Raw genomic sequence first — 21,904 nt, 5'->3', positions numbered from 1 at the left:
TATGCACAATGCGACGTTCGGCCAACTCTTTTATGCTGACCCCCTGTTGACGGGAGGGTTACATGGCTGGCTGGCATCTTGATACCAACATGGCGCAGGATATCGTTGCGCGAACGATGCGCATCATTGATACCAATATCAACGTAATGGACGCCCGCGGGCGCATTATCGGCAGCGGCGATCGCGAGCGAATTGGGGAATTGCACGAAGGGGCGCTGCTGGTGCTTTCCCAGGGGCGGGTCGTGGATATTGATGATGCGGTTGCTCGTCATCTACACGGCGTGCGTCAGGGGATTAACCTGCCTTTGCGTCTGGAGGGGGAGATCGTCGGCGTGATTGGCCTCACCGGCGAACCAGAAACGCTGCGCAAATATGGCGAGCTGGTGTGCATGACCGCCGAGATGATGCTGGAGCAGTCGCGGTTAATGCATCTTCTGGCCCAGGATAGCCGCCTGCGTGAAGAGCTGGTCATGAACCTGATTCAGGCAGAAGAGAATACGCCCGCCTTAACCGAGTGGGCGCAGCGGTTGGGCATCGATCTGAACCAGCCTCGCGTGGTCGCGATGATTGAAGTGGATAGCGGTCAGCTCGGTGTAGATAGCGCCATGGCCGAACTGCAGCAGCTGCAAACCGCCCTGACCACGCCCGATCGCAACAATCTGGTGGCGATTGTCTCACTGACCGAGATGGTGGTGCTCAAACCGGCATTCAATGCCTTTGGTCGCTGGGACGCGGAGGATCACCGCAAACGAATCGATCAGCTGATCGCCCGAATGAAAGAAAACGGCCAGCTGCGCTTTCGCGTGGCGCTGGGTAACTTCTTTACCGGCCCCGGCAGCATCGCCCGTTCCTGGCGCACCGCGCGTACCACGATGATGGTCGGCAAACAGCGGATGCCCGAGAGCCGCAGCTATTTTTATCAGGATTTAATGTTACCGGTGCTGCTCGATAGCCTGCGCGGCGGCTGGCAGGCCAATGAACTCGCCCGTCCTCTGGTCCGGCTGAAGGCGATGGATAATAACGGTCTGTTGCGGCGTACTCTACAAGCCTGGTTTCGCCATAACGTGCAGCCGCTGGCGACGTCAAAGGCGCTGTTTATTCATCGTAATACGCTGGAGTATCGCCTGAATCGTATTGCTGAACTGACGGGACTGGACCTGGGGAGTTTTGACGATCGTCTGCTGCTTTATATTGCGCTGCAGCTGGATGAACAGCGTTAGAAGATAGCCCGGATAGCGACACAGTGTCTTCTCCGGGTTGCTGTGGGTCTCTCCCCGGAAAGCATCGCCGGCCAGGGAGTGAAAACCAACTTATTTATTCCGCGTCAGTTTTTCCAGATCGGCTTCAATTTCACTGATCTTATGAGTGACGACGCTTTCCAGATGACGCAGATCGTCAAGGATCTTACGTTTGAGGTCGACTTCGGTACGATCGCGCTGGCAGATCTGATCCAGCTCATCGATAACGTAGCGCAGATTCGGGCTAATTTCCTGAACCTCTTTATACCCCTGGCCTACGCCATCTGCGACAACGGTCTTACGCTGGCGCGGGTATTTAAACTTGACGCTTTTGGCGAAGAACTCGCCTTTGTCTTTCTGAAAATAGATTTTCAGAATGTCGTTGTTGGCTTCCTGCCGCAGGCTATAGCGATCGATCTCATCAGGATTGGTAATGCCAAGACTTTTCAGATTATCGTACATAACGGTACCTTTGATATCATCATAACCTTTGAATAATTAACGAAAAGATCCATCTTCGCCAGCTTCAAATATAAAAAAAGCGGGATATCTCCCGCTTTTTATTCTGCTTAGTCGATGGTACGCAGCAGTTCGTTAATGCCGACCTTGCCGCGAGTTTTCGCATCCACTTTCTTCACGATAACGGCGCAGTACAGGCTGTACTTGCCATCTTTCGACGGCAGGTTGCCGGAAACCACCACTGAGCCCGCCGGAACGCGGCCGTAATGGACTTCGCCGGTTTCGCGATCGTAAATTTTGGTGCTTTGACCCAGGTACACGCCCATGGAGATCACGGAACCTTCTTCAACGATCACGCCTTCAACCACTTCAGAGCGTGCGCCGATGAAGCAGTTGTCTTCGATGATTGTCGGGTTAGCCTGCAGCGGCTCCAGCACGCCACCGATGCCGACGCCGCCGGACAGGTGCACGTTTTTACCGATCTGCGCGCAGGAACCCACGGTGGCCCAGGTATCTACCATGGAGCCTTCATCAACGTAGGCGCCAATGTTGACGTAGGACGGCATCAGCACGGTGTTGCGGGCAATAAATGCGCCCTGACGAACCGCCGCCGGCGGAACCACGCGGAAGCCTTCTTTCTGGAAACGCGCTTCATCATAGTCAGCGAATTTCATCGGCACTTTATCGAAGTAGCGGCTTTCCGCACCGTCGATAACCTGGTTATCGTTAATACGGAAAGAGAGCAGAACCGCCTTCTTCAGCCATTGATGGGTGACCCACTGGCCATCGATTTTTTCAGCGACACGCAGCGCGCCGGAATCAAGCAGAGAAATCACCTGGTTAACCGCTTCGCGGGTTACGGTATCCACATTTGCCGGCGTGATGTCGGCGCGACGCTCAAAAGCGGACTCAATAACATTCTGTAATTGCTGCATTGTTTTACTCTTTCTCTTTACACATTAAAAGTTCGTCACCCTTTATCGTTTGGATTGAGGGCCTCTGTCAACCGTTGTTGTACTTCTTGTTGGAGCGCATTATTAAGCCCACGCCGGTCCGCCGTCGCGATTATAAATAAATCTTCTACTCGCTCACCAATTGTCGTAATTCTGGCCCCGTGAAGCGAAATATTGAGGTCGGCGAACACCTGACCCACGCGAGCCAGCAGGCCCGGCTGATCGAGCGCAATCAGCTCAAGAAACGATTTTCTGTCGGTGTGCGTTGGCAGGAAATTGACTTCGGTAACGACGGAGAAATGGCGAAGTTTCGCCGCCTGACGGCGTGGGGCCGGCGGCTGCCAGCTGCGTTGGGTGATGGTCTGTTCCAGGCCGTGGCGGATCATCTCATGGCGATCGGCGGAAAGCGGACTGCCGTCCGGCTCCAGTACAATAAAGGTATCCATCGCCATGCCGTCGCGGGTGGTAAAAATCTGGGCATCGTGAACGCTGAGGTTGCGGCGATCCAGTTCGCCACAGACGGCGGCAAACAGGTACGGGCGGTCCGGGCTCCAGATAAAAATTTCGGTCCCGCCGCGCGTGGCCTGCGAGCTGAGCAGGATCATCGGTTTGCTCAGGTCGTGTTTGAGCAAATTGCGGGCGTGCCAGGCGAGCTGGTTAGGCGTATGGCGCACGAAGTAGTTGGCGCGGCAGCGATTCCAGATTTGATGCAGCGCCTCTTCATTAATATTTTCCATCCGCAGGAGCGCCAGCGCCTGCAGCTGATGATGGCGTACCCGTTCGCGCATATCTGGCGTGCTTTGCATCCCGCGACGCAGCTGTTTTTCGGTGGCGAAATAGAGCTCGCGCAGCAGGCTCTGCTTCCAGCTGTTCCACAAGGTTTCGTTGGTCGCACAGATATCGGCGACGGTCAGGCACACCAGGTAGCGCAGGCGGTTTTCGGTTTGCACCTCTTCGGCAAACTGCTTGATGACCTCCGGATCCTGAATATCACGGCGCTGAGCGGTGACCGACATCAACAGATGATGGCGCACCAGCCAGGCCACCAGCTGGGTTTCCCGCGAGTTAAGCCCGTGCAGCTCGGCGAATTTCAGCACATCCTGGGCACCGAGGACAGAATGATCGCCGCCGCGACCTTTAGCAATATCATGGAACAGGGCGGCAATCAGAATCAGCTCCGGGTGCGTCAGGCGAGGCCACAGTTCTACGCACAGCGGGTGGCGACTGCGGGTCTCTTCTTTGGCGAAGCTTTCCAGCTTCAGCATCACGCGGATCGTATGTTCATCGACCGTATAGGCATGAAACAGGTCAAACTGCATCTGGCCCACAATATGCGACCACTGCGGCATATAGGCCCACAGTACGCTGTGGCGGTGCATCGGCAACAGCCCCCGGCTGACCGCGCCCTGGTGGCGCAACATGCTGAGGAAAATCGTGCGCGCTTCCGGGATATAGCACAGCGGCTGCGTCAGATGGCGCCGCGCGTGGCGCAGGTGGCGAAGCGTCGTGGAGTAGATGCCGGTGATGTTGCTGTTACGCACCATAATATAGAACATGCGCAGGATCGCCTGCGGTTCGCGCATAAACAGCGTATCGTCGCGCAGGTCAATCAGCGTGCCGCGCAGCTGAAAATCATCATCGATGGGCCGCGGCTTTTCATCTTCGGTGAGGGCGAGGATTGCTTCATCAAACAGCTGGAGCAGCATGTGATTCAGTTCGCTGACCCGCCGGGTGACGCGGAAAAAATCCTTCATCATGTATTCGATAGGCTGATTGCCTTCGCCTTCGTAGCGCAGTCGGCGGGCGACGCTGAGCTGGCGGTCGAATAGCAGGCGGTTATCGTAGCGGTTTAACTCGAGGTGCAGCGCAAAGCGAATCCGCCACAGCTGGTGCAGACATTCGTTAAGCTCGTTACGTTCGGCTTCGGTGAGAAAGCCGAAGCCAACCATTTCATCCAGCGAGGTGGCGCCGAAGTGGCGACGGGCGACCCACTGTAGGGTGTGGATATCTCGCAGGCCGCCTGGGCTGCTTTTCACATCTGGTTCGAGGTTATAGCTGGTGCCGTGGTAGCGCTGGTGGCGGATGTTCTGCTCTTCGACCTTGGCGGCAAAAAACTTCTCTGAAGGCCAGAAACCATCGCTGAAGATATGTTTCTGCAGTTCAAGAAACAGGGCCACATCGCCAATCAGCAGGCGAGATTCAATCAGGTTGGTCGCGACGCTAAGATCGGACAGTCCTTCCAGCAGGCACTCTTCGAGCGTGCGTACGCTGTGGCCGACCTCGAGCTTGATATCCCACAGCAGCGTCAGCAGTTCGCCCACCTTCTGCGCCTGCTCATCGGAGAGTTTTTTGCGGCTGAGAATCAGCAGGTCGACGTCGGAGAGCGGGTGCAGCTCGCCGCGGCCATACCCCCCGACCGCGACCAGCGCTAGATCGCTGACCGGACCAAAGCCAAAATCAATCCACAGGCGCTGGAGCAACTGGTCGATAAATTCGGTGCGCGCTTCGATTAGCTGCCCGGCGGCGATACCGCTATCAAACGCTTCACCCAGCCAGCGCTGGAAAATATCGAGGTGTGCCTTGATGGTGGCACAGGTCAAATCACCTTGCGGCCAGCTACCCGGATTCTCTGGCTGACCGGAGAGGGTAGGGGAGACAGTGTCAGGTAAAGAGTTGCTCATCGCGTCACCATAAGAAAATAACTATCGCCCATAAAAAATCGCCGGGAGCGATTTTTAACGTCGCCCGCGACGGCCCATCGGGTGGCGGGCAGGACGCCCGTCATAAAAAAGCCGGGAGCGATTTTTAACGTCGCTTGCGGCGGCCCATCGGGTGACGGGCAGGACGCCCGTCATAAAAAAAGCCGGCGGGCGCCGGCTTTTCGTTATGCGTCGTGCGAGATTATCGCCGGGATGGTGTCATCCTTACGTAACGTCAGAATCTCACAGCCGTTCTCTGTCACCACAATAGTATGCTCGTACTGCGCAGACAAGCTCCGGTCTTTGGTTTTCACCGTCCAGCCGTCTTTCATGCTGCGGATCTCTTTCTTACCGGCATTGACCATCGGTTCGATGGTAAAGGTCATGCCCGGCTTGAGCACCACATTGGTTTCAGGAGAGTCGTAGTGCAGCACCTGCGGTTCTTCATGGAAACCGCGACCGATACCGTGACCGCAATATTCACGCACCACCGAGAAACCTTCCGCTTCGACGAATTTCTGGATAGCTGCGCCGATCGCGCGCAGGTTGATTCCCGGCTTAACCATCTTCAGGGCCAGATACAGGCTCTCCTGGGTGATGCGGCACAGACGCTCGCCGAGAATCGTCGGTTTGCCGACGATGAACATCCTGGAGGTGTCGCCGTGGAAATCATCCTTAATTACCGTGACATCAATGTTGACGATGTCGCCGTCTTTCAACAGTTTTTCGTCGTCCGGAATCCCGTGACAGACGACTTCGTTAATAGAGATGCACACGGATTTCGGGTAACCGTGGTAGCCGAGGCAGGCGGAGATCGCTTTCTGTTCGTTAACAATATAATCGTTACAGATGCGGTCCAGTTCGCCGGTGCTGACGCCCGGTTTAACGTAGGGTTCGATCATTTCCAGCACTTCAGCGGCCAGGCGGCCGGCGACGCGCATTTTTTCGATGTCTTCAGATGTCTTGATAGATATAGCCATGGATTGTGTCCAGCTGTGTCGGTTTTTTCGACAATAATAGAGTTATTCCTGCCAATGTTAACAGTCCGGGTGTCCTGGTGCCAAATTGAGAATCATTAACAGCACTCAGCGTCAACAACAGTTGGTTTCCGATCGGGTTTTGTGGTATAAAGCGCGCCGGACTTCCGTTCCATTTCGTACTACACAGGATGGACTGAAGCGACAAATCTCACTTTGTGTAAATAACACACACGTATCGACACATATTCCGGGGTGCCCTTTAGGGTCGGTAATATGGGATACGTGGAGGCATAACCCCAACTTTATCTATAGAGGTTTTAAACATGGCAACTGTTTCCATGCGCGACATGCTCAAGGCTGGTGTTCACTTTGGTCACCAGACCCGTTACTGGAACCCGAAAATGAAGCCTTTCATCTTCGGCGCGCGTAACAAAGTTCACATCATCAACCTTGAGAAAACTGTACCGATGTTCAACGAAGCTCTGGCTGAACTGAACAAGATCTCTGCTCGTAAAGGTAAAATCCTTTTCGTTGGTACTAAACGCGCTGCAAGCGAAGCGGTAAAAGAAGCTGCTAACAGCTGCGACCAGTTCTTCGTGAACCATCGCTGGTTGGGCGGCATGCTGACTAACTGGAAAACCGTTCGTCAGTCCATCAAACGTCTGAAAGACCTGGAAACTCAGTCCCAGGACGGTACTTTCGAGAAGCTGACCAAGAAAGAAGCGCTGATGCGCACTCGTGAGCTGGACAAGCTGGAAAACAGCCTGGGCGGTATCAAAGACATGGGCGGCCTGCCGGACGCACTGTTTGTTATCGACGCTGACCACGAGCACATCGCTATCAAAGAAGCAAACAACCTGGGTATCCCGGTATTTGCTATCGTTGATACTAACTCCGATCCGGACGGCGTAGACTTCGTTATCCCGGGTAACGACGACGCAATCCGCGCTGTTAGCCTGTACCTGGGCGCTGTAGCTGCAACCGTGCGTGAAGGTCGTTCTCAGGATCTGGCTTCTCAGGCGGAAGAAAGCTTCGTAGAAGCTGAATAATAAGGTTTCACCCCTTATTAGTACCGTGTATGAATAGGGGCCCATTTTCGGCCCCTTTTTTCAATTTATACTGTTTGGCCCCCGGCCGGGCAGTTCACATCTCCCGAGGATTTAAGAATGGCTGAAATTACCGCATCCCTGGTAAAAGAGCTGCGTGAGCGTACTGGCGCAGGCATGATGGATTGCAAAAAAGCGCTGACCGAAGCGAACGGCGACATTGAGCTGGCAATCGAAAACATGCGTAAATCCGGCGCAATCAAAGCGGCGAAAAAAGCAGGTAACGTTGCTGCTGACGGCGTGATCATCACTAAGATCGACGGTACCTACGGCATCATTCTGGAAGTTAACTGCCAGACTGACTTCGTTGCTAAAGATGGTGGTTTCCAGGCATTTGCTAATAAAGTACTGGACGCTGCGGTCGCTGGCAAAATCACCGACGTTGAAGTTCTGAAAGCACAGTTCGAAGAAGAGCGTGTTGCGCTGGTTGCTAAAATCGGTGAGAACATCAACATCCGTCGCGTGGCTTCCCTGGAAGGCGACGTTCTGGGTTCATACCAGCACGGCGCACGTATCGGTGTTCTGGTTGCGGCTAAAGGCGCTGACCAGGAGCTGGTTAAACAGCTGGCAATGCACATCGCAGCAAGCAAGCCGGAATTCGTTAAGCCGGAAGACGTTTCTGCTGAAGTGGTTGAGAAAGAGTACCAGGTTCAGCTGGACATCGCGATGCAGTCTGGTAAGCCGAAAGAAATCGCAGAGAAAATGGTTGAAGGCCGCATGAAGAAATTCACCGGCGAAGTTTCTCTGACCGGCCAGCCTTTCGTTATGGACCCGAGCAAATCTGTTGCTCAGCTGCTGAAAGAGCACAATGCCGACGTTACTGGCTTCATCCGCTTTGAAGTGGGCGAAGGCATCGAGAAAGTTGAGACTGACTTTGCAGCAGAAGTTGCTGCGATGTCCAAGCAGTCTTAATTTTCAAAAGGAGCCGCCTGAGGGCGGCTTCTTTTTGTGCCCGTTTTGTAAATTCAGCTCATCGCTTATAGTGGCGGTGCTGAAAAGCGGCATACAATGTCGCCAGAATTAACTCATCTCACTCGTTGACAGTCTCAGGAAAGAAACATGGCTACCAATGCAAAACCCGTCTACAAACGTATTCTGCTTAAGTTAAGTGGCGAAGCTCTGCAGGGTTCGGAAGGCTTCGGTATTGATGCAAGCATACTTGACCGTATGGCTCAGGAAATCAAAGAACTGGTTGAACTGGGTATTCAGGTTGGCGTAGTGATTGGTGGCGGTAACCTGTTCCGTGGTGCTGGGCTGGCGAAAGCGGGGATGAACCGCGTTGTGGGCGACCACATGGGCATGCTGGCAACGGTGATGAACGGCCTTGCGATGCGTGACTCACTTCATCGCGCCTATGTGAACGCTCGCCTGATGTCAGCGATTCCGCTGAATGGCGTGTGTGATAACTACAGCTGGGCGGAAGCCATCAGCCTGCTGCGTAACAATCGCGTCGTGATTCTTTCAGCAGGGACCGGTAACCCGTTCTTCACCACCGATTCCGCTGCCTGTCTGCGCGGTATTGAAATCGAAGCCGATGTTGTGCTGAAAGCCACCAAAGTCGACGGTGTGTTTACCGCTGACCCGGCCAAAGACCCGTCTGCCACCATGTACGATCAGCTGACCTACAGCGAAGTGCTCGATAAAGAACTGAAAGTCATGGATTTGGCCGCCTTTACCCTGGCGCGTGACCATAAATTGCCGATTCGCGTCTTCAACATGAACAAACCCGGCGCACTGCGTCGCGTGGTGATGGGCGAAAAAGAAGGCACATTGATTACGGAATAATTCCCGTCAGCGCCAAATCCGGGTAATATTCCGCCTTACTTTCGCGGGCTTATTGCCCGGTGATTTGCATTAAACCTGACTATACTTAGCTCACTTTTACGGTGAGCGACCGTCTGGTCTGTCTGAGACAAGTTTTCAAGGATTCGTAACGTGATTAGCGATATCAGAAAAGATGCTGAAGTACGCATGGAAAAATGCGTCGAAGCGTTCAAAACCCAAATCAGCAAAATACGCACGGGTCGTGCTTCTCCCAGCCTGCTGGATGGCATTGTCGTGGAATATTACGGCACGCCGACGCCTCTGCGTCAGCTGGCAAGCGTCACGGTAGAAGACTCCCGTACACTGAAAATCAACGTATTCGATCGCTCGATGAGCCCGGCCGTTGAGAAAGCGATCATGGCTTCCGATCTCGGTCTGAACCCGAGCTCTGCGGGTACCGACATCCGCGTTCCGCTGCCGCCGCTGACCGAAGAACGTCGTAAAGATCTGACTAAGATCGTGCGTGCCGAAGCCGAACAGGCTCGCGTGTCTGTCCGTAACGTGCGTCGTGATGCTAACGACAAAGTTAAAGCGCTGCTGAAAGACAAAGAGATCAGCGAAGATGACGATCGCCGTTCTCAGGACGACGTGCAGAAAATGACTGACGCCGCCATTAAGAAAGTGGATGCGGCGCTGGCCGATAAAGAAGCGGAACTGATGCAGTTCTGATTCTCTGCCGATACGCTCGCCGCCCACTCTGATTGATGAGCTGCGGGCGTTAAGTCTGAAACGCCGTACAGAAGACCGAACGCTCAATTCCTGGGATTGTGTTAAAACGGTCGGCCCTGTAGCCTTTGGCACGCTTGCTGAAGGTGATAGACCGCCGATCTGCTCCCGGGTCATTGTGGCGTAAGGGCTTTCTGACGGCGTTTTTCTTTTTATCCTGTCTCAATTCTTCTGGACATCTCATGAAGCAATTAACCGTTCTCGGTTCGACCGGTTCAATTGGCTGCAGCACGCTGGATGTGGTGCGCCATAACCCCGATCGCTTTTCCATCGCCGCGCTGGTCGCAGGGAAAAATGTCGACCGCATGGTTGAACAATGTCTGGAATTTTCTCCCCGCTACGCGGTGATGGACGATGTACAAAGCGCCGACGCGCTGCGCATCCGCCTGCGTGAAAACGGTAGCCGCACTGACGTATTGAGCGGCCAGCAGGCTGCCGCTGAAGTGGCTGCGCTGGACGACGTTGACCAGGTCATGGCGGCGATTGTGGGTGCTGCGGGGCTGGTGCCAACGCTGGCAGCCATCCGTGCCGGCAAAACGGTGCTGCTGGCGAATAAAGAGTCGCTGGTCACCTGCGGACGTCTGTTTATGGATGCCGTACAGCAGTATGGTGCGCACCTGCTGCCCGTGGACAGCGAACATAACGCGATTTTTCAGAGTATGCCTGTAACCGTACAGCATAATCTTGGATACGCTGACTTAACGCAGAACGGCGTATCGTCGATTCTGCTGACCGGTTCCGGTGGTCCTTTCCGGGAAACGGCGATAGCGGAACTGGCGGCGATGACGCCGGATCAGGCCTGCCGTCACCCCAACTGGTCAATGGGACGCAAAATCTCTGTCGATTCCGCCACGATGATGAACAAAGGGCTGGAATATATCGAAGCCCGCTGGTTGTTCAACGCTTCAGCCCGGCAGATGGAAGTGCTGATCCATCCGCAGTCCGTCATTCACTCGATGGTGCGTTATCTTGACGGCAGCGTCATTGCGCAGCTCGGCGAACCGGATATGCGTACGCCTATCGCCCATACGATGGGCTGGCCAGACCGCCTGAACTCTGGCGTGCCGGCGTTAGACTTCTGCCAGCTGAGTCAGCTGAGCTTTTCCGCGCCGGACTACGGGCGCTATCCGTGTCTCAAGCTGGCGATGGACGCATTTGATCAAGGTCAGGCGGCGACAACGGCACTGAATGCGGCCAACGAAATCTCCGTGGCGGCCTTCCTGGCTGAAGAGATTCGCTTTACCGATATTGCGGGAGTCAACCTGGCGGTACTGGATCAGCTGGCGCTTGATGAGCCGCAAAGCATTGATGAAGTGCTGGTTATTGATGCTCAGGCCAGGGTCGTTGCGCAGAAGCAGATAAAACATCTGACAACGCGGGGCTGAACCTCCCGACAAGTTGTGATATTTGTGGGCGCTGGGCTTCGGTGATATAGTCTGCGCCACCCAATCGTTGCATTTTGTTGTAAAAGATTGTGGTGGCCGTGGAAAAACACGGCTTTTTTGCGTAAAGCTTTGGGTTGTTCTCTGCGATTAGCTGTAGCTTCGGCACTGGATAAAAATGCGTATACAGCGCTGACCGGTTGCTCGCGTTTAGTGGCTTGGCTAATCCTTATTATGGACTTAAAACGCGTTATGTTGTCTGCTAATCACACTGTCAGCGAAATATCGCCTGCGCATGGCTGTCGTCATGTCGCCATTATCATGGACGGCAACGGTCGTTGGGCGAAACAGCAAGGAAAAATTCGCGCATTCGGCCATAAAGCCGGGGCGAAGTCGGTTCGTCGCGCGGTCTCCTTCGCGGCGAACAATGGTATTGAAGCGTTGACGCTATATGCATTCAGCAGCGAGAACTGGAACCGCCCCGAGCAGGAAGTCAGTGCTCTGATGGAGCTGTTCGTTTGGGCGCTGGATAGCGAAGTGAAAAGCTTGCATCGGCATAACGTTCGTCTGCGGATCATCGGCGAGACGACGCGGTTTAATGCTCGCCTGCAGGAGCGTATCCGCAAAGCGGAAGCGCTGACGGAGAACAACACGGGCTTAACGCTGAATATTGCGGCGAACTACGGTGGGCGCTGGGATATTATTCAGGGTGTCCGCAATCTGGCCGAACAGGTTCAGAACGGGTTACTTCGGCCCGAACAGATCACGGAAGACATGCTGAGTCAGCAGGTCTGTATGCATGAACTGGCACCTGTAGATTTAGTTATTAGGACCGGGGGAGAGCATCGCATCAGTAATTTTTTGATTTGGCAAATTGCGTATGCCGAACTTTACTTTACCGATGTTCTTTGGCCCGATTTTGCTGAACAGGACTTTGAAGGTGCACTCCATGCCTTTGTTAATCGAGAGCGTCGTTTCGGCGGCACTGAGCCGGGTGGCAATCATGCCTGATGGGGGTCACTTTTGCTGAAGTATCGCCTGATATCGGCTTTCGTTTTAATCCCCGTGGTGATTGCGGCGCTTTTTCTGTTGCCGCCTGCGGGTTTTGCCATCGTCACGCTCGTGGTGTGTATGCTCGCTGCGTGGGAGTGGGGGCAATTTAGCGGTTTCACTTCAACTTCACAACGCATCTGGCTGGCGCTGCTGTGTGGCCTGCTACTGGCGTTGATGCTTTTCCTGATGCCGGAATATCACTACGACGTTCATCAACCGTTGGTTGAGGGATCGCTCTGGGCGTCGTTTGGCTGGTGGATTGTGGCGCTGCTGCTGGTGCTTTCTTACCCGGCCTCCGCTGCTTTCTGGCGCAACTCGAAAGCGCTGCGTCTGATCTTTGGTATTCTGACCATCGTCCCGTTCTTCTGGGGCATGCTGGCGCTGCGCGCCTGGCATTATGCTGATAACCATTACAGCGGCGCGCTGTGGCTGCTGTACGTGATGATTCTGGTCTGGGGCGCGGATTCTGGCGCCTATATGTTTGGCAAGATGTTCGGCAAGCATAAGCTGGCACCGAAAGTGTCTCCGGGTAAAACCTGGCAGGGGTTCTTCGGCGGCCTGGTGACGGCAGCGGTCATCTCCTGGGCCTACGGTCAGTGGGCGAATCTGGATGTTACCCCAACGGTATTACTGGTGTGTTCCGTTGTTGCGGCACTGGCATCGGTGCTGGGCGATCTGACAGAGAGTATGTTTAAGCGAGAGGCCGGCATTAAGGATAGCGGTCATCTGATTCCCGGACACGGTGGAATACTGGATCGTATCGATAGCCTGACGGCGGCGGTACCGGTGTTTGCTTGTCTGCTATTGTTGGTCTTCAGGACGATTTGACGGAAGGTTTTATGCTAAGCGTTCTCTGGAATTTGGCTGCCTTTATCATTGCGCTGGGCGTATTGATCACCGTGCATGAGTTTGGCCATTTCTGGGTGGCTCGTCGCTGCGGCGTTCGCGTTGAACGCTTTTCCATCGGCTTTGGTAAAGCGTTATGGCGACGTTTTGACAAGCAGGGAACGGAATTCGTCATCGCTCTTATTCCACTCGGCGGCTATGTCAAAATGCTCGACGAACGCGTCGAGCCGGTGGCGCCTGAGATGCGCCACTACGCTTTCAATAACAAAACCGTTGGCCAGCGTGCGGCCATCATTGCCGCTGGTCCTGTCGCGAACTTCATTTTTGCCATCTTTGCCTACTGGCTGGTGTTTATCATCGGTGTCCCTGGTATCCGTCCGGTTGTTGGTGAAATAGTACCCGACTCGATTGCCGCACACGCACAAATTGCAAAAGGAACGGAACTTAAAGCGATAGATGGCATCGAAACGCCTGATTGGGATGCAGTGCGTATGGCGCTGGTCTCGAAGATAGGCGACGAGCAAACAATAGTTACGGTCGCCCCTTTCGGGAGCAGTCAGCGCCAGGATAAAATCCTCGATCTGCGGCACTGGGCGTTTGAGCCGGATAAACAAGATCCGGTGACATCGCTGGGTATTCAGCCTCGCAGCGCGCAGATTGATACGGTGCTGGCTGAAGTACAATCTGGTTCGGCGGCGCAGAAGGCCGGTTTGCAAGCGGGCGACAGGATCGTTAAAGTCGATGGTCAACCGTTAACGCAGTGGATGACGTTTGTAAATCTGGTGCGTGATAATCCGGGTAAGGCGCTGATTCTGGACATCGAGCGACAGGGGAGTCCCTTGTCTGTTACGCTGACGCCAGATAGCCGATCCGCAAAAGGTAAAGCCGAAGGGTTTGCAGGGGTCGTACCTAAGGTCATCCCGCTGCCTGATGAATATAAAACAGTGCGTCAGTACGGGCCGTTTGCCGCCATTGCTGAAGCCACGGATAAAACCTGGCAACTGATGTCATTAACCGTCAGGATGCTGGGTAAATTGATAACCGGTGATGTCAAACTGAACAACCTCAGCGGGCCGATTTCTATCGCCCAGGGGGCTGGAATGTCAGCGGAGTTTGGATTGATTTACTATCTGATGTTCCTTGCGCTGATTAGCGTGAACCTCGGAATAATCAATCTGTTCCCGCTTCCCGTCCTGGACGGGGGGCACCTGCTATTTTTGGCGATTGAAAAGCTGAAGGGCGGGCCGGTATCCGAGCGAGTTCAAGACTTTAGTTATCGCATTGGCTCAATACTGCTGGTGTTGTTAATGGGGCTTGCACTTTTCAATGATTTCTCTCGGTTGTAAGAGAGTTTGTTAGGAAGAACGCATAATAACGATGGCGATGAAAAAGTTGCTCATAGCGTCGCTGCTGTTTAGCAGCGCAACCGTATACGGTGCTGAAGGGTTCGTGGTGAAGGACATTCATTTCGAAGGCTTGCAGCGTGTCGCTGTTGGTGCGGCCCTCCTCAGTATGCCCGTGCGTCCTGGCGATACGGTGACCGATGATGATATCAGTAACACCATTCGTGCTTTGTTTGCCACTGGCAACTTTGAGGACGTCCGCGTCCTGCGCGATGGTGATACCCTGTTGGTGCAGGTGAAAGAGCGCCCAACGATTGCCAGCATCACTTTCTCCGGTAATAAGTCGGTGAAGGATGACATGCTCAAGCAAAACCTTGAGGCATCCGGCGTTCGCGTTGGGGAGTCCCTTGACCGCACGACCCTCGCTGATATCGAGAAAGGGCTGGAAGATTTCTACTACAGCGTCGGTAAGTACAGCGCCAGCGTAAAAGCTGTCGTTACGCCGCTGCCGCGTAACCGCGTCGACCTGAAACTGGTATTCCAGGAGGGCGTCTCGGCGAAAATCCAGCAGATTAACATTGTCGGTAACCATGCGTTCAGTACCGATGAACTGATCTCAACATTCCAGCTGCGCGATGAAGTGCCGTGGTGGAACGTGGTCGGCGATCGCAAATACCAGAAGCAGAAGCTGGCCGGGGATCTCGAAACCCTGCGCAGTTACTACCTGGATCGCGGTTACGCACGTTTCAACATCGACTCCACTCAGGTGAGCCTGACGCCGGATAAAAAAGGCATCTACATCACTGTGAATATCACTGAAGGCGAGCAGTACAAGCTTTCTGGTGTTCAGGTGACGGGCGATCTGGCGGGACATTCGGCAGAAATCGAAGCGTTGACCAAAGTCGAGCCGGGCGAGCTGTATAACGGCGCCAAAGTGACCAAAATGGAGAATGATATTAAGAAACTCCTCGGTCGCTATGGCTACGCTTATCCGCGCGTCCAGTCTCAGCCGGAAATTAACGATAGCGATAAGACCGTGAAGCTGCACGTCAACGTCGATGCGGGCAACCGTTACTACGTACGTAAAATTCGCTTCGAGGGCAACGACACCTCCAAAGACTCCGTTCTGCGTCGCGAAATGCGTCAGATGGAAGGGGCATGGCTGGGCAGCGATCTGGTCGACCAGGGTAAAGATCGTCTCAACCGCTTAGGCTATTTTGAAACGGTCGATACCGATACGCAGCGCGTACCGGGCAGCCCGGATCAGGTCGACGTAGTCTATAAAGTCAAAGAACGTAACACCGGTAGCTTCAACTTTGGTATCGGCTACGGTACGGAAAGTGGCGTCAGCTTCCAGGCTGGTGTTCAGCAGGACAACTGGTTGGGTACCGGCTATTCCGTCGGAATTAACGGCACCAAAAACGATTACCAGACCTATACTGAACTGTCGGTCACTAACCCGTATTTCACCGTTGATGGCGTGAGTCTCGGTGGTCGTATTTTCTATAACGACTTCGACGCGAACGATGCGGATCTGTCTGACTATACCAACAAAAGCTATGGTACGGACGTTACGCTGGGCTTCCCGGTTAACGAATACAATACGCTGCGCGCGGGCTTAGGGTATGTCCATAACTCCCTGTCCAATATGCAGCCGCAGGTGTCGATGTGGCGTTATCTGAACTCAATGGGTCAATATCCGGAAAATACCGATGATAAAAACTCATTCAGCGCCAACGACTTCACCTTCAACTACGGTTGGACCTATAACAAGCTCGACCGCGGCTTCTTCCCGACGGAAGGTTCGCGTGTCAACCTGAATGGTAAAGTGACCATTCCAGGTTCTGATAACGAATACTACAAAGCTACGCTGGATACCGCGACCTACGTGCCGATCGATAACGATCACAAATGGGTGGTTCTGGGACGTACTCGCTTCGGCTATGGCGACGGTATTGGCAGCAAAGAGATGCCGTTCTACGAGAACTTCTATGCCGGTGGTTCAAGCACCGTGCGCGGGTTCCAGTCGAACACCATTGGTCCGAAAGCGGTTTATTTCCCGGCCAGCAATCGCCACGATGGCGATGATAACTATGACAGTAACTGTAAGAGCACTGAATCTGCACCGTGTAAATCGGATGATGCAGTGGGCGGTAACGCCATGGCCGTGGCCAGCCTGGAGCTGATTACTCCGACGCCGTTTATCAGCGACAAATATGCTAACTCGGTCCGTACCTCCTTCTTCTGGGATATGGGTACCGTGTGGGATACTCACTGGGATTCGAGCGCTTACGCGGGTTATCCGGATTACGGTGATCCGAGCAACATCCGTATGTCCGCTGGTATTGCGGTACAGTGGATGTCGCCGTTGGGGCCGTTGGTATTCTCCTACGCCCAACCGTTTAAAAAGTACGAAGGAGACAAGGCCGAGCAGTTCCAGTTTAACATTGGTAAAACCTGGTAATTGCGGGCAGCAATGGAATGTAAGTGCAGTATAGCGCTGACTTTAGGCGATAATCACGGTTATCGCCTGGCCACGCAAATAACGGTACCCCTGGGTACTCATGGGATGGTAAGGAGTTAATTGTGAAAAAGTGGTTATTAGCTGCAGGTCTGGGTTTAGCAATGGTAACTTCCGCTCAGGCGGCAGATAAAATTGCAATGGTTAACATGAACAGCCTGTTCCAACAGGTTGCCCAGAAAACAGGCGTTTCTAACACGCTGGAAAACGAGTTCAAAGGCCGCGCGAGCGAGCTGCAGCGTATGGAAGGCGATCTGCAGTCCAAAATGCAGCGTCTGCAGTCCATGAAACCGGGTGCTGACCGTACCAAGCTGGAAAAAGACGTCATGGCTCAGCGCCAGACCTTCTCTCAGAAGGCGCAGTCTTTTGAGCAGGATCGTGCACGTCGCTCCAACGAAGAGCGCGGCAAACTGGTTAACCGTATCCAGACTGCTGTGAAAAGCGTAGCGAGCAGCCAGAGCATCGACCTGGTTGTTGATTCTAATGCCGTTGCATACAACAGCAGCGATGTAAAAGACATCACCGCTGATGTGCTGAAACAGGTTAAATAAGTAATGCCTTCTATTCGACTGGCTGATCTAGCACAGCAGTTGGATGCAGAATTACACGGTGATGGCGATATCGTCATCACCGGCGTTGCGTCCATGCAGACTGCAAAAGCAGGTCATATTACGTTCATGGTCAACCCTAAGTACCGTGAGCACCTGGCCGCTTGCCAGGCTTCTGCCGTTGTCATGACGCAGGATGATTTACCTTTTGCCCAAAGCGCTGCACTGGTAGTGCATAATCCCTACCTGACCTATGCGCGAATGGCTCAAATTCTGGATACCACGCCGCAGCCGGCGCAGGATATCGCCCCGAGTGCGGTGATTGATGCCACGGCGATGCTGGGTAAAAACGTCTCGATTGGCCCTAACGCCGTGATCGAATCTGATGTTGTGCTGGGTGACAATGTGGTGATTGGCGCCGGGTGCTTCGTTGGGAAAAAGACTAAAATTGGTGCTGGCTCCCGTTTGTGGGCCAACGTGACCGTTTACCACGAGATTGAGATCGGTGAGAATTGCCTGATTCAGTCCAGCACCGTTATCGGTGCCGATGGTTTCGGCTATGCCAACGACCGCGGCAACTGGGTGAAGATCCCGCAGCTCGGTCGCGTCATCATTGGCGATCGCGTGGAGATCGGCGCCTGTACGACCATTGACCGTGGTGCGCTGGATGATACCTTGATTGGCAATGGCGTTATCATTGATAACCAGTGTCAGATTGCGCATAACGTTGTGATTGGTGACAATACTGCCGTTGCAGGTGGCGTTATCATGGCAGGCAGCCTGAAAATTGGCCGTTACTGCATGATTGGCGGAGCCAGCGTAATTAACGGACATATGGAAATCTGCGACAAAGTCACCGTCACCGGTATGGGGATGGTCATGCGTCCTATCACCGAGCCTGGCGTCTATTCTTCAGGGATTCCGCTGCAACCGAATAAGGTGTGGCGTAAAACCGCGGCGCTGGTGATGAATATTGATGAGATAAACAAACGCCTCAAATCGATTGAGCGTAAGGTTAATCAGCAAGATTAGCGCATCAGTTGACACACAAAATCATGCAAAGCAGTATCCGGGCGGCAACCACCGCTGACAAAGACACTGCCAGAGAGATGAAGTGTAAAAATTTTCGGCCTGTTGCATTCATAAGATTGCCGCAGGCCGTGTTATTATTGCCTTTTAGTATATTTAGACAGGAAGAGTATTTTGACTACTGAAACTCATACTCTGCACATTGAAGAGATTCTGGAACTTCTCCCTCACCGCTACCCGTTCCTGCTGGTAGACCGTGTGCTGGATTTTGAAGAAGGTCGTTTTCTGCGCGCAGTAAAAAATGTTTCTGTTAACGAGCCGTTTTTCCAGGGGCACTTCCCTGGTAAACCGATTTTACCGGGCGTGCTGATTCTGGAAGCGATGGCGCAGGCCACCGGCATTCTGGCATTCAAAAGCGTAGGTAAGCTCGAACCGGGTGAACTCTATTACTTCGCCGGGATTGATGAAGCGCGTTTCAAACGTCCGGTAGTACCAGGCGATCAGATGATTATGGAAGTCACTTTCGAGAAAACCCGTCGCGGCCTGACTCGTTTTAAAGGCGTCGCGCTGGTTGATGGTAAAGTGGTTTGCGAAGCAACGATGATGTGTGCGCGTAGCCGGGAGGCCTGATACGTGATTGATAAAACCGCCTTTGTTCATCCGACTGCCATCGTGGAAGAAGGCGCCGTTATCGGTGCTAACGCCCACATTGGCCCGTTTTGTATTGTTGGTGCTAACGTCGAAATTGGCGAAGGTACCGTACTGAAGTCTCATGTTGTTGTTAACGGCCATACCAGAATTGGTCGTGATAACGAGATCTATCAGTTCGCTTCCATCGGTGAAGTTAACCAGGACCTGAAATACGCTGGTGAACCGACGCGTGTGGAAATTGGCGACCGCAACCGCATCCGCGAAAGCGTCACCATCCATCGTGGCACAGTACAGGGTGGTGGATTAACGAAGGTGGGCAGCGATAACCTGCTGATGATCAACGCTCACGTCGCGCACGATTGTACGGTCGGAAACCGCTGTATTCTGGCCAACAATGCCACGCTCGCCGGCCATGTCTCGCTGGATGATTTCGTTATCATCGGCGGCATGACGGCAGTCCATCAGTTCTGCATTATCGGCGCACACGTCATGGTCGGCGGCTGCTCCGGCGTCGCGCAGGATGTCCCGCCGTTCGTGATTGCCCAGGGCAACCACGCAACGCCGTATGGCGTCAATATTGAAGGGCTGAAGCGCCGTGGCTTTAGCCGCGAAGCCATCACCGCGATTCGCAATGCGTACAAACTGCTGTACCGCAGCGGGAAAACGCTGGATGAAGCGAAGCCGGAAATCGCCGAGCTGGCGACTCAGTATCCTGAAGTTCAGCCATTTGTCGATTTCTTCGCCCGCTCCACGCGCGGTCTGATTCGTTAATGTCTGCACAGCGTCCCCTGACGATTGCCCTGGTCGCCGGAGAAACCTCCGGCGATATTCTTGGTGCAGGTCTCATCCGCGCCCTTAAAGCACGTATTCCCGATGCCCGCTTTGTCGGCGTGGCGGGGCCATTGATGCAGGCCGAAGGCTGTGAGGCCTGGTATGAGATGGAAGAGCTGGCGGTGATGGGCATTGTCGAAGTGCTCGGTCGCCTGCGTCGCCTGCTGCATATCCGCGCCGATCTCACCCGGCGATTTACCGAGCTTAAACCAGACGTATTCGTCGGGATTGATGCGCCTGACTTCAATATCACCCTCGAAGGTAATCTGAAGAAGCAGGGTATCAAAACGATCCATTACGTCAGCCCGTCAGTTTGGGCATGGCGGCAAAAACGCGTTTTCAAAATTGGCAGATCCACCGATCTGGTACTGGCATTTCTGCCTTTCGAAAAAGCGTTTTACGACAAATTTAACGTTCCCTGCCGCTTTATCGGCCATACCATGGCGGATGCCATGCCGTTGGATCCGGATAAAGGCGCCGCGCGGGATCGCCTGGGCATTGCCCGGGATGTGCACTGCCTGGCGCTGCTGCCGGGGAGTCGCGGTGCTGAAGTCGAAATGCTCAGCGCAGACTTTCTGAAAACCGCGCAGATTCTGCGCAAAGATTATCCCGACCTGCAGCTCCTGGTGCCGCTGGTGAATGCCAGAAGGCGGGAGCAGTTCGAACGTATTAAAGCGGAAACGGCGCCGGATCTTACGGTACATCTGCTGGATGGTCAGGCGCGCGATGCCATGATCGCCAGCGATGCGGCCCTGCTGGCTTCCGGAACCGCGGCGCTGGAGTGCATGCTGGCCAAGTGTCCAATGGTGGTTGGCTATCGTATGAAGCCGTTCACTTTCTGGCTGGCGAAACGACTGGTGAAAACCGACTACGTTTCGTTGCCGAACCTGCTGGCCGGCCGCGAGCTGGTCAAAGAGCTGCTGCAGGATGAGTGCCAGCCTGCGTTGCTGGCGGATGCGCTGCGGCCGCTGCTGGCCGATGGTAAAACCAGCCATGACATGCATGACACTTTCCGCGCGCTGCATCAACAAATTCGTTGTAATGCGGATGAGCAGGCGGCGGACGCAGTACTGGAGTTAGCAAAATGATTGAGTTTGTGTATCCGCATACTCACCTGGTCGCCGGCGTAGACGAAGTCGGTCGGGGACCTCTGGTCGGAGCGGTCGTGACCGCCGCGGTGATCCTTGACCCGGCACGGCCAATTGTGGGTCTGAATGACTCCAAAAAATTAAGCGAAAAGCGTCGTCTGGCGCTGTTCGATGAAATCAAAGAGAAAGCGTTGGCCTGGAGTTTCGGCCGTGCGGAACCGCACGAAATAGACGAGCTGAATATTCTGCATGCGACCATGCTGGCGATGCAGCGCGCCGTTGCTGCTCTGCCGGTTGTGCCGGAGTTTGTGCTGATCGATGGCAACCGCTGCCCGCCGTTGCCTGTGCCTTCACAGGCGGTGGTCAAAGGCGACAGCCGGGTGGCAGAAATCAGCGCAGCGTCTATTCTGGCTAAAGTCGCGCGCGATGCGGAAATGGCTGAGCTGGACCTTGAATTTCCTCAATACGGCTTTGCGCAGCATAAAGGCTATCCTACCGCTTTCCATCTGGAAAAACTGATCGAACATGGCGCAACCGAGCATCATCGGCGTAGTTTTGGCCCGGTAAAACGCGCGCTGGGCCTTGCGTCCTGATTCTTGTGTCGAGAAATAAGTAAACCGGAATCTG

Annotated in this window: 20 protein-coding genes; 16 read left to right on the top strand and 4 right to left on the bottom strand. The window is 54.1% G+C overall.

Annotation, left to right across the window (positions count from 1 at the left end; translation table 11 throughout):
* Positions 1 to 62: 62 nt before the first annotated feature.
* Positions 63 to 1,220 carry a CdaR family transcriptional regulator gene (locus tag DSD31_RS20970; RefSeq protein WP_004858098.1) on the top strand — a complete coding sequence of 386 codons (1,158 nt, stop codon included), beginning with the start codon at positions 63 to 65 and terminating at the stop codon, positions 1,218 to 1,220.
* A 90-nt stretch (positions 1,221 to 1,310) separates the two neighbouring features.
* On the opposite strand, the gene DSD31_RS20965 is transcribed toward DSD31_RS20970, so the two are convergent.
* The 4 genes from DSD31_RS20965 to map form a co-directional block, all read right to left on the bottom strand.
* Positions 1,311 to 1,700, bottom strand: a complete 390-nt coding sequence (locus DSD31_RS20965; RefSeq protein ID WP_004858100.1) for a DUF3461 family protein — start codon at positions 1,698 to 1,700, stop codon at positions 1,311 to 1,313.
* A gap of 107 nt (positions 1,701 to 1,807) precedes the next feature.
* The gene (dapD, locus tag DSD31_RS20960) at positions 1,808 to 2,632 is read right to left on the bottom strand and encodes a 2,3,4,5-tetrahydropyridine-2,6-dicarboxylate N-succinyltransferase (protein WP_004858103.1); all 825 of its coding nucleotides are present in this window, start codon (positions 2,630 to 2,632) and stop codon (positions 1,808 to 1,810) included.
* Positions 2,633 to 2,667: 35 nt separating this feature from the next.
* Positions 2,668 to 5,331: a bifunctional uridylyltransferase/uridylyl-removing protein GlnD gene (gene glnD, locus DSD31_RS20955; protein ID WP_004858104.1), complete on the bottom strand. Its 2,664-nt coding sequence runs from the start codon at positions 5,329 to 5,331 to the stop codon at positions 2,668 to 2,670.
* Positions 5,332 to 5,534: 203 nt separating this feature from the next.
* The gene (gene map, locus DSD31_RS20950) at positions 5,535 to 6,329 is read right to left on the bottom strand and encodes a type I methionyl aminopeptidase (RefSeq protein ID WP_004858106.1); all 795 of its coding nucleotides are present in this window, start codon (positions 6,327 to 6,329) and stop codon (positions 5,535 to 5,537) included.
* A 323-nt stretch (positions 6,330 to 6,652) separates the two neighbouring features.
* Between map and rpsB the strand changes: the two genes are divergently transcribed.
* From rpsB to rnhB, 15 genes are all read left to right on the top strand, one after another.
* Positions 6,653 to 7,378: a 30S ribosomal protein S2 gene (rpsB, locus tag DSD31_RS20940; protein WP_004858107.1), complete on the top strand. Its 726-nt coding sequence runs from the start codon at positions 6,653 to 6,655 to the stop codon at positions 7,376 to 7,378.
* 117 nt (positions 7,379 to 7,495) lie between these two features.
* Positions 7,496 to 8,347, top strand: coding sequence for a translation elongation factor Ts (tsf, locus tag DSD31_RS20935; RefSeq protein ID WP_015585106.1), 852 nt, complete (start codon positions 7,496 to 7,498; stop codon positions 8,345 to 8,347).
* Between the two features lie 147 nt (positions 8,348 to 8,494).
* Positions 8,495 to 9,220 carry a UMP kinase gene (gene pyrH, locus DSD31_RS20930; protein ID WP_004858112.1) on the top strand — a complete coding sequence of 242 codons (726 nt, stop codon included), beginning with the start codon at positions 8,495 to 8,497 and terminating at the stop codon, positions 9,218 to 9,220.
* A 150-nt stretch (positions 9,221 to 9,370) separates the two neighbouring features.
* Positions 9,371 to 9,928, top strand: a complete 558-nt coding sequence (gene frr, locus DSD31_RS20925) for a ribosome recycling factor (protein ID WP_004858114.1) — start codon at positions 9,371 to 9,373, stop codon at positions 9,926 to 9,928.
* 239 nt (positions 9,929 to 10,167) lie between these two features.
* Positions 10,168 to 11,370, top strand: coding sequence for a 1-deoxy-D-xylulose-5-phosphate reductoisomerase (gene ispC / locus DSD31_RS20920; protein ID WP_004858116.1), 1,203 nt, complete (start codon positions 10,168 to 10,170; stop codon positions 11,368 to 11,370).
* 249 nt (positions 11,371 to 11,619) lie between these two features.
* Positions 11,620 to 12,378 carry a (2E,6E)-farnesyl-diphosphate-specific ditrans,polycis-undecaprenyl-diphosphate synthase gene (gene ispU / locus DSD31_RS20910; RefSeq protein ID WP_004858119.1) on the top strand — a complete coding sequence of 253 codons (759 nt, stop codon included), beginning with the start codon at positions 11,620 to 11,622 and terminating at the stop codon, positions 12,376 to 12,378.
* A 12-nt stretch (positions 12,379 to 12,390) separates the two neighbouring features.
* Positions 12,391 to 13,248, top strand: coding sequence for a phosphatidate cytidylyltransferase (gene cdsA, locus DSD31_RS20905; RefSeq protein WP_015585104.1), 858 nt, complete (start codon positions 12,391 to 12,393; stop codon positions 13,246 to 13,248).
* Positions 13,249 to 13,259: 11 nt separating this feature from the next.
* Positions 13,260 to 14,612 (top strand): sigma E protease regulator RseP, encoded by a 1,353-nt coding sequence (rseP, locus tag DSD31_RS20900; protein WP_015585103.1) that lies wholly within the window; start codon positions 13,260 to 13,262, stop codon positions 14,610 to 14,612.
* 31 nt (positions 14,613 to 14,643) lie between these two features.
* Complete coding sequence (bamA, locus tag DSD31_RS20895; protein WP_004858125.1) at positions 14,644 to 17,073, top strand: outer membrane protein assembly factor BamA; 2,430 nt, start codon at positions 14,644 to 14,646, stop codon at positions 17,071 to 17,073.
* A 122-nt stretch (positions 17,074 to 17,195) separates the two neighbouring features.
* Positions 17,196 to 17,681 carry a molecular chaperone Skp gene (gene skp / locus DSD31_RS20890; RefSeq protein ID WP_004858127.1) on the top strand — a complete coding sequence of 162 codons (486 nt, stop codon included), beginning with the start codon at positions 17,196 to 17,198 and terminating at the stop codon, positions 17,679 to 17,681.
* Between the two features lie 3 nt (positions 17,682 to 17,684).
* Complete coding sequence (gene lpxD / locus DSD31_RS20885) at positions 17,685 to 18,710, top strand: UDP-3-O-(3-hydroxymyristoyl)glucosamine N-acyltransferase (RefSeq protein ID WP_113991291.1); 1,026 nt, start codon at positions 17,685 to 17,687, stop codon at positions 18,708 to 18,710.
* A gap of 171 nt (positions 18,711 to 18,881) precedes the next feature.
* Positions 18,882 to 19,337, top strand: coding sequence for a 3-hydroxyacyl-ACP dehydratase FabZ (gene fabZ / locus DSD31_RS20880; protein WP_004858132.1), 456 nt, complete (start codon positions 18,882 to 18,884; stop codon positions 19,335 to 19,337).
* A 3-nt stretch (positions 19,338 to 19,340) separates the two neighbouring features.
* Positions 19,341 to 20,129 (top strand): acyl-ACP--UDP-N-acetylglucosamine O-acyltransferase, encoded by a 789-nt coding sequence (lpxA, locus tag DSD31_RS20875; RefSeq protein ID WP_004858134.1) that lies wholly within the window; start codon positions 19,341 to 19,343, stop codon positions 20,127 to 20,129.
* The gene (gene lpxB, locus DSD31_RS20870) at positions 20,129 to 21,277 is read left to right on the top strand and encodes a lipid-A-disaccharide synthase (RefSeq protein ID WP_004858136.1); all 1,149 of its coding nucleotides are present in this window, start codon (positions 20,129 to 20,131) and stop codon (positions 21,275 to 21,277) included. The genes lpxA and lpxB overlap by 1 nt, the downstream gene beginning before the upstream one ends.
* Positions 21,274 to 21,870 (top strand): ribonuclease HII, encoded by a 597-nt coding sequence (rnhB, locus tag DSD31_RS20865; RefSeq protein ID WP_004858138.1) that lies wholly within the window; start codon positions 21,274 to 21,276, stop codon positions 21,868 to 21,870. Before lpxB ends, rnhB begins: the two co-directional genes overlap by 4 nt.
* Positions 21,871 to 21,904: the final 34 nt, after the last annotated feature.

This window comes from Klebsiella sp. X13 (assembly GCF_003323835.1).
In the GTDB taxonomy this organism is placed as follows: Bacteria; Pseudomonadota; Gammaproteobacteria; order Enterobacterales; family Enterobacteriaceae; genus Klebsiella; species Klebsiella ornithinolytica.
This window is presented reverse-complemented; position numbering and strand designations above follow the sequence as displayed.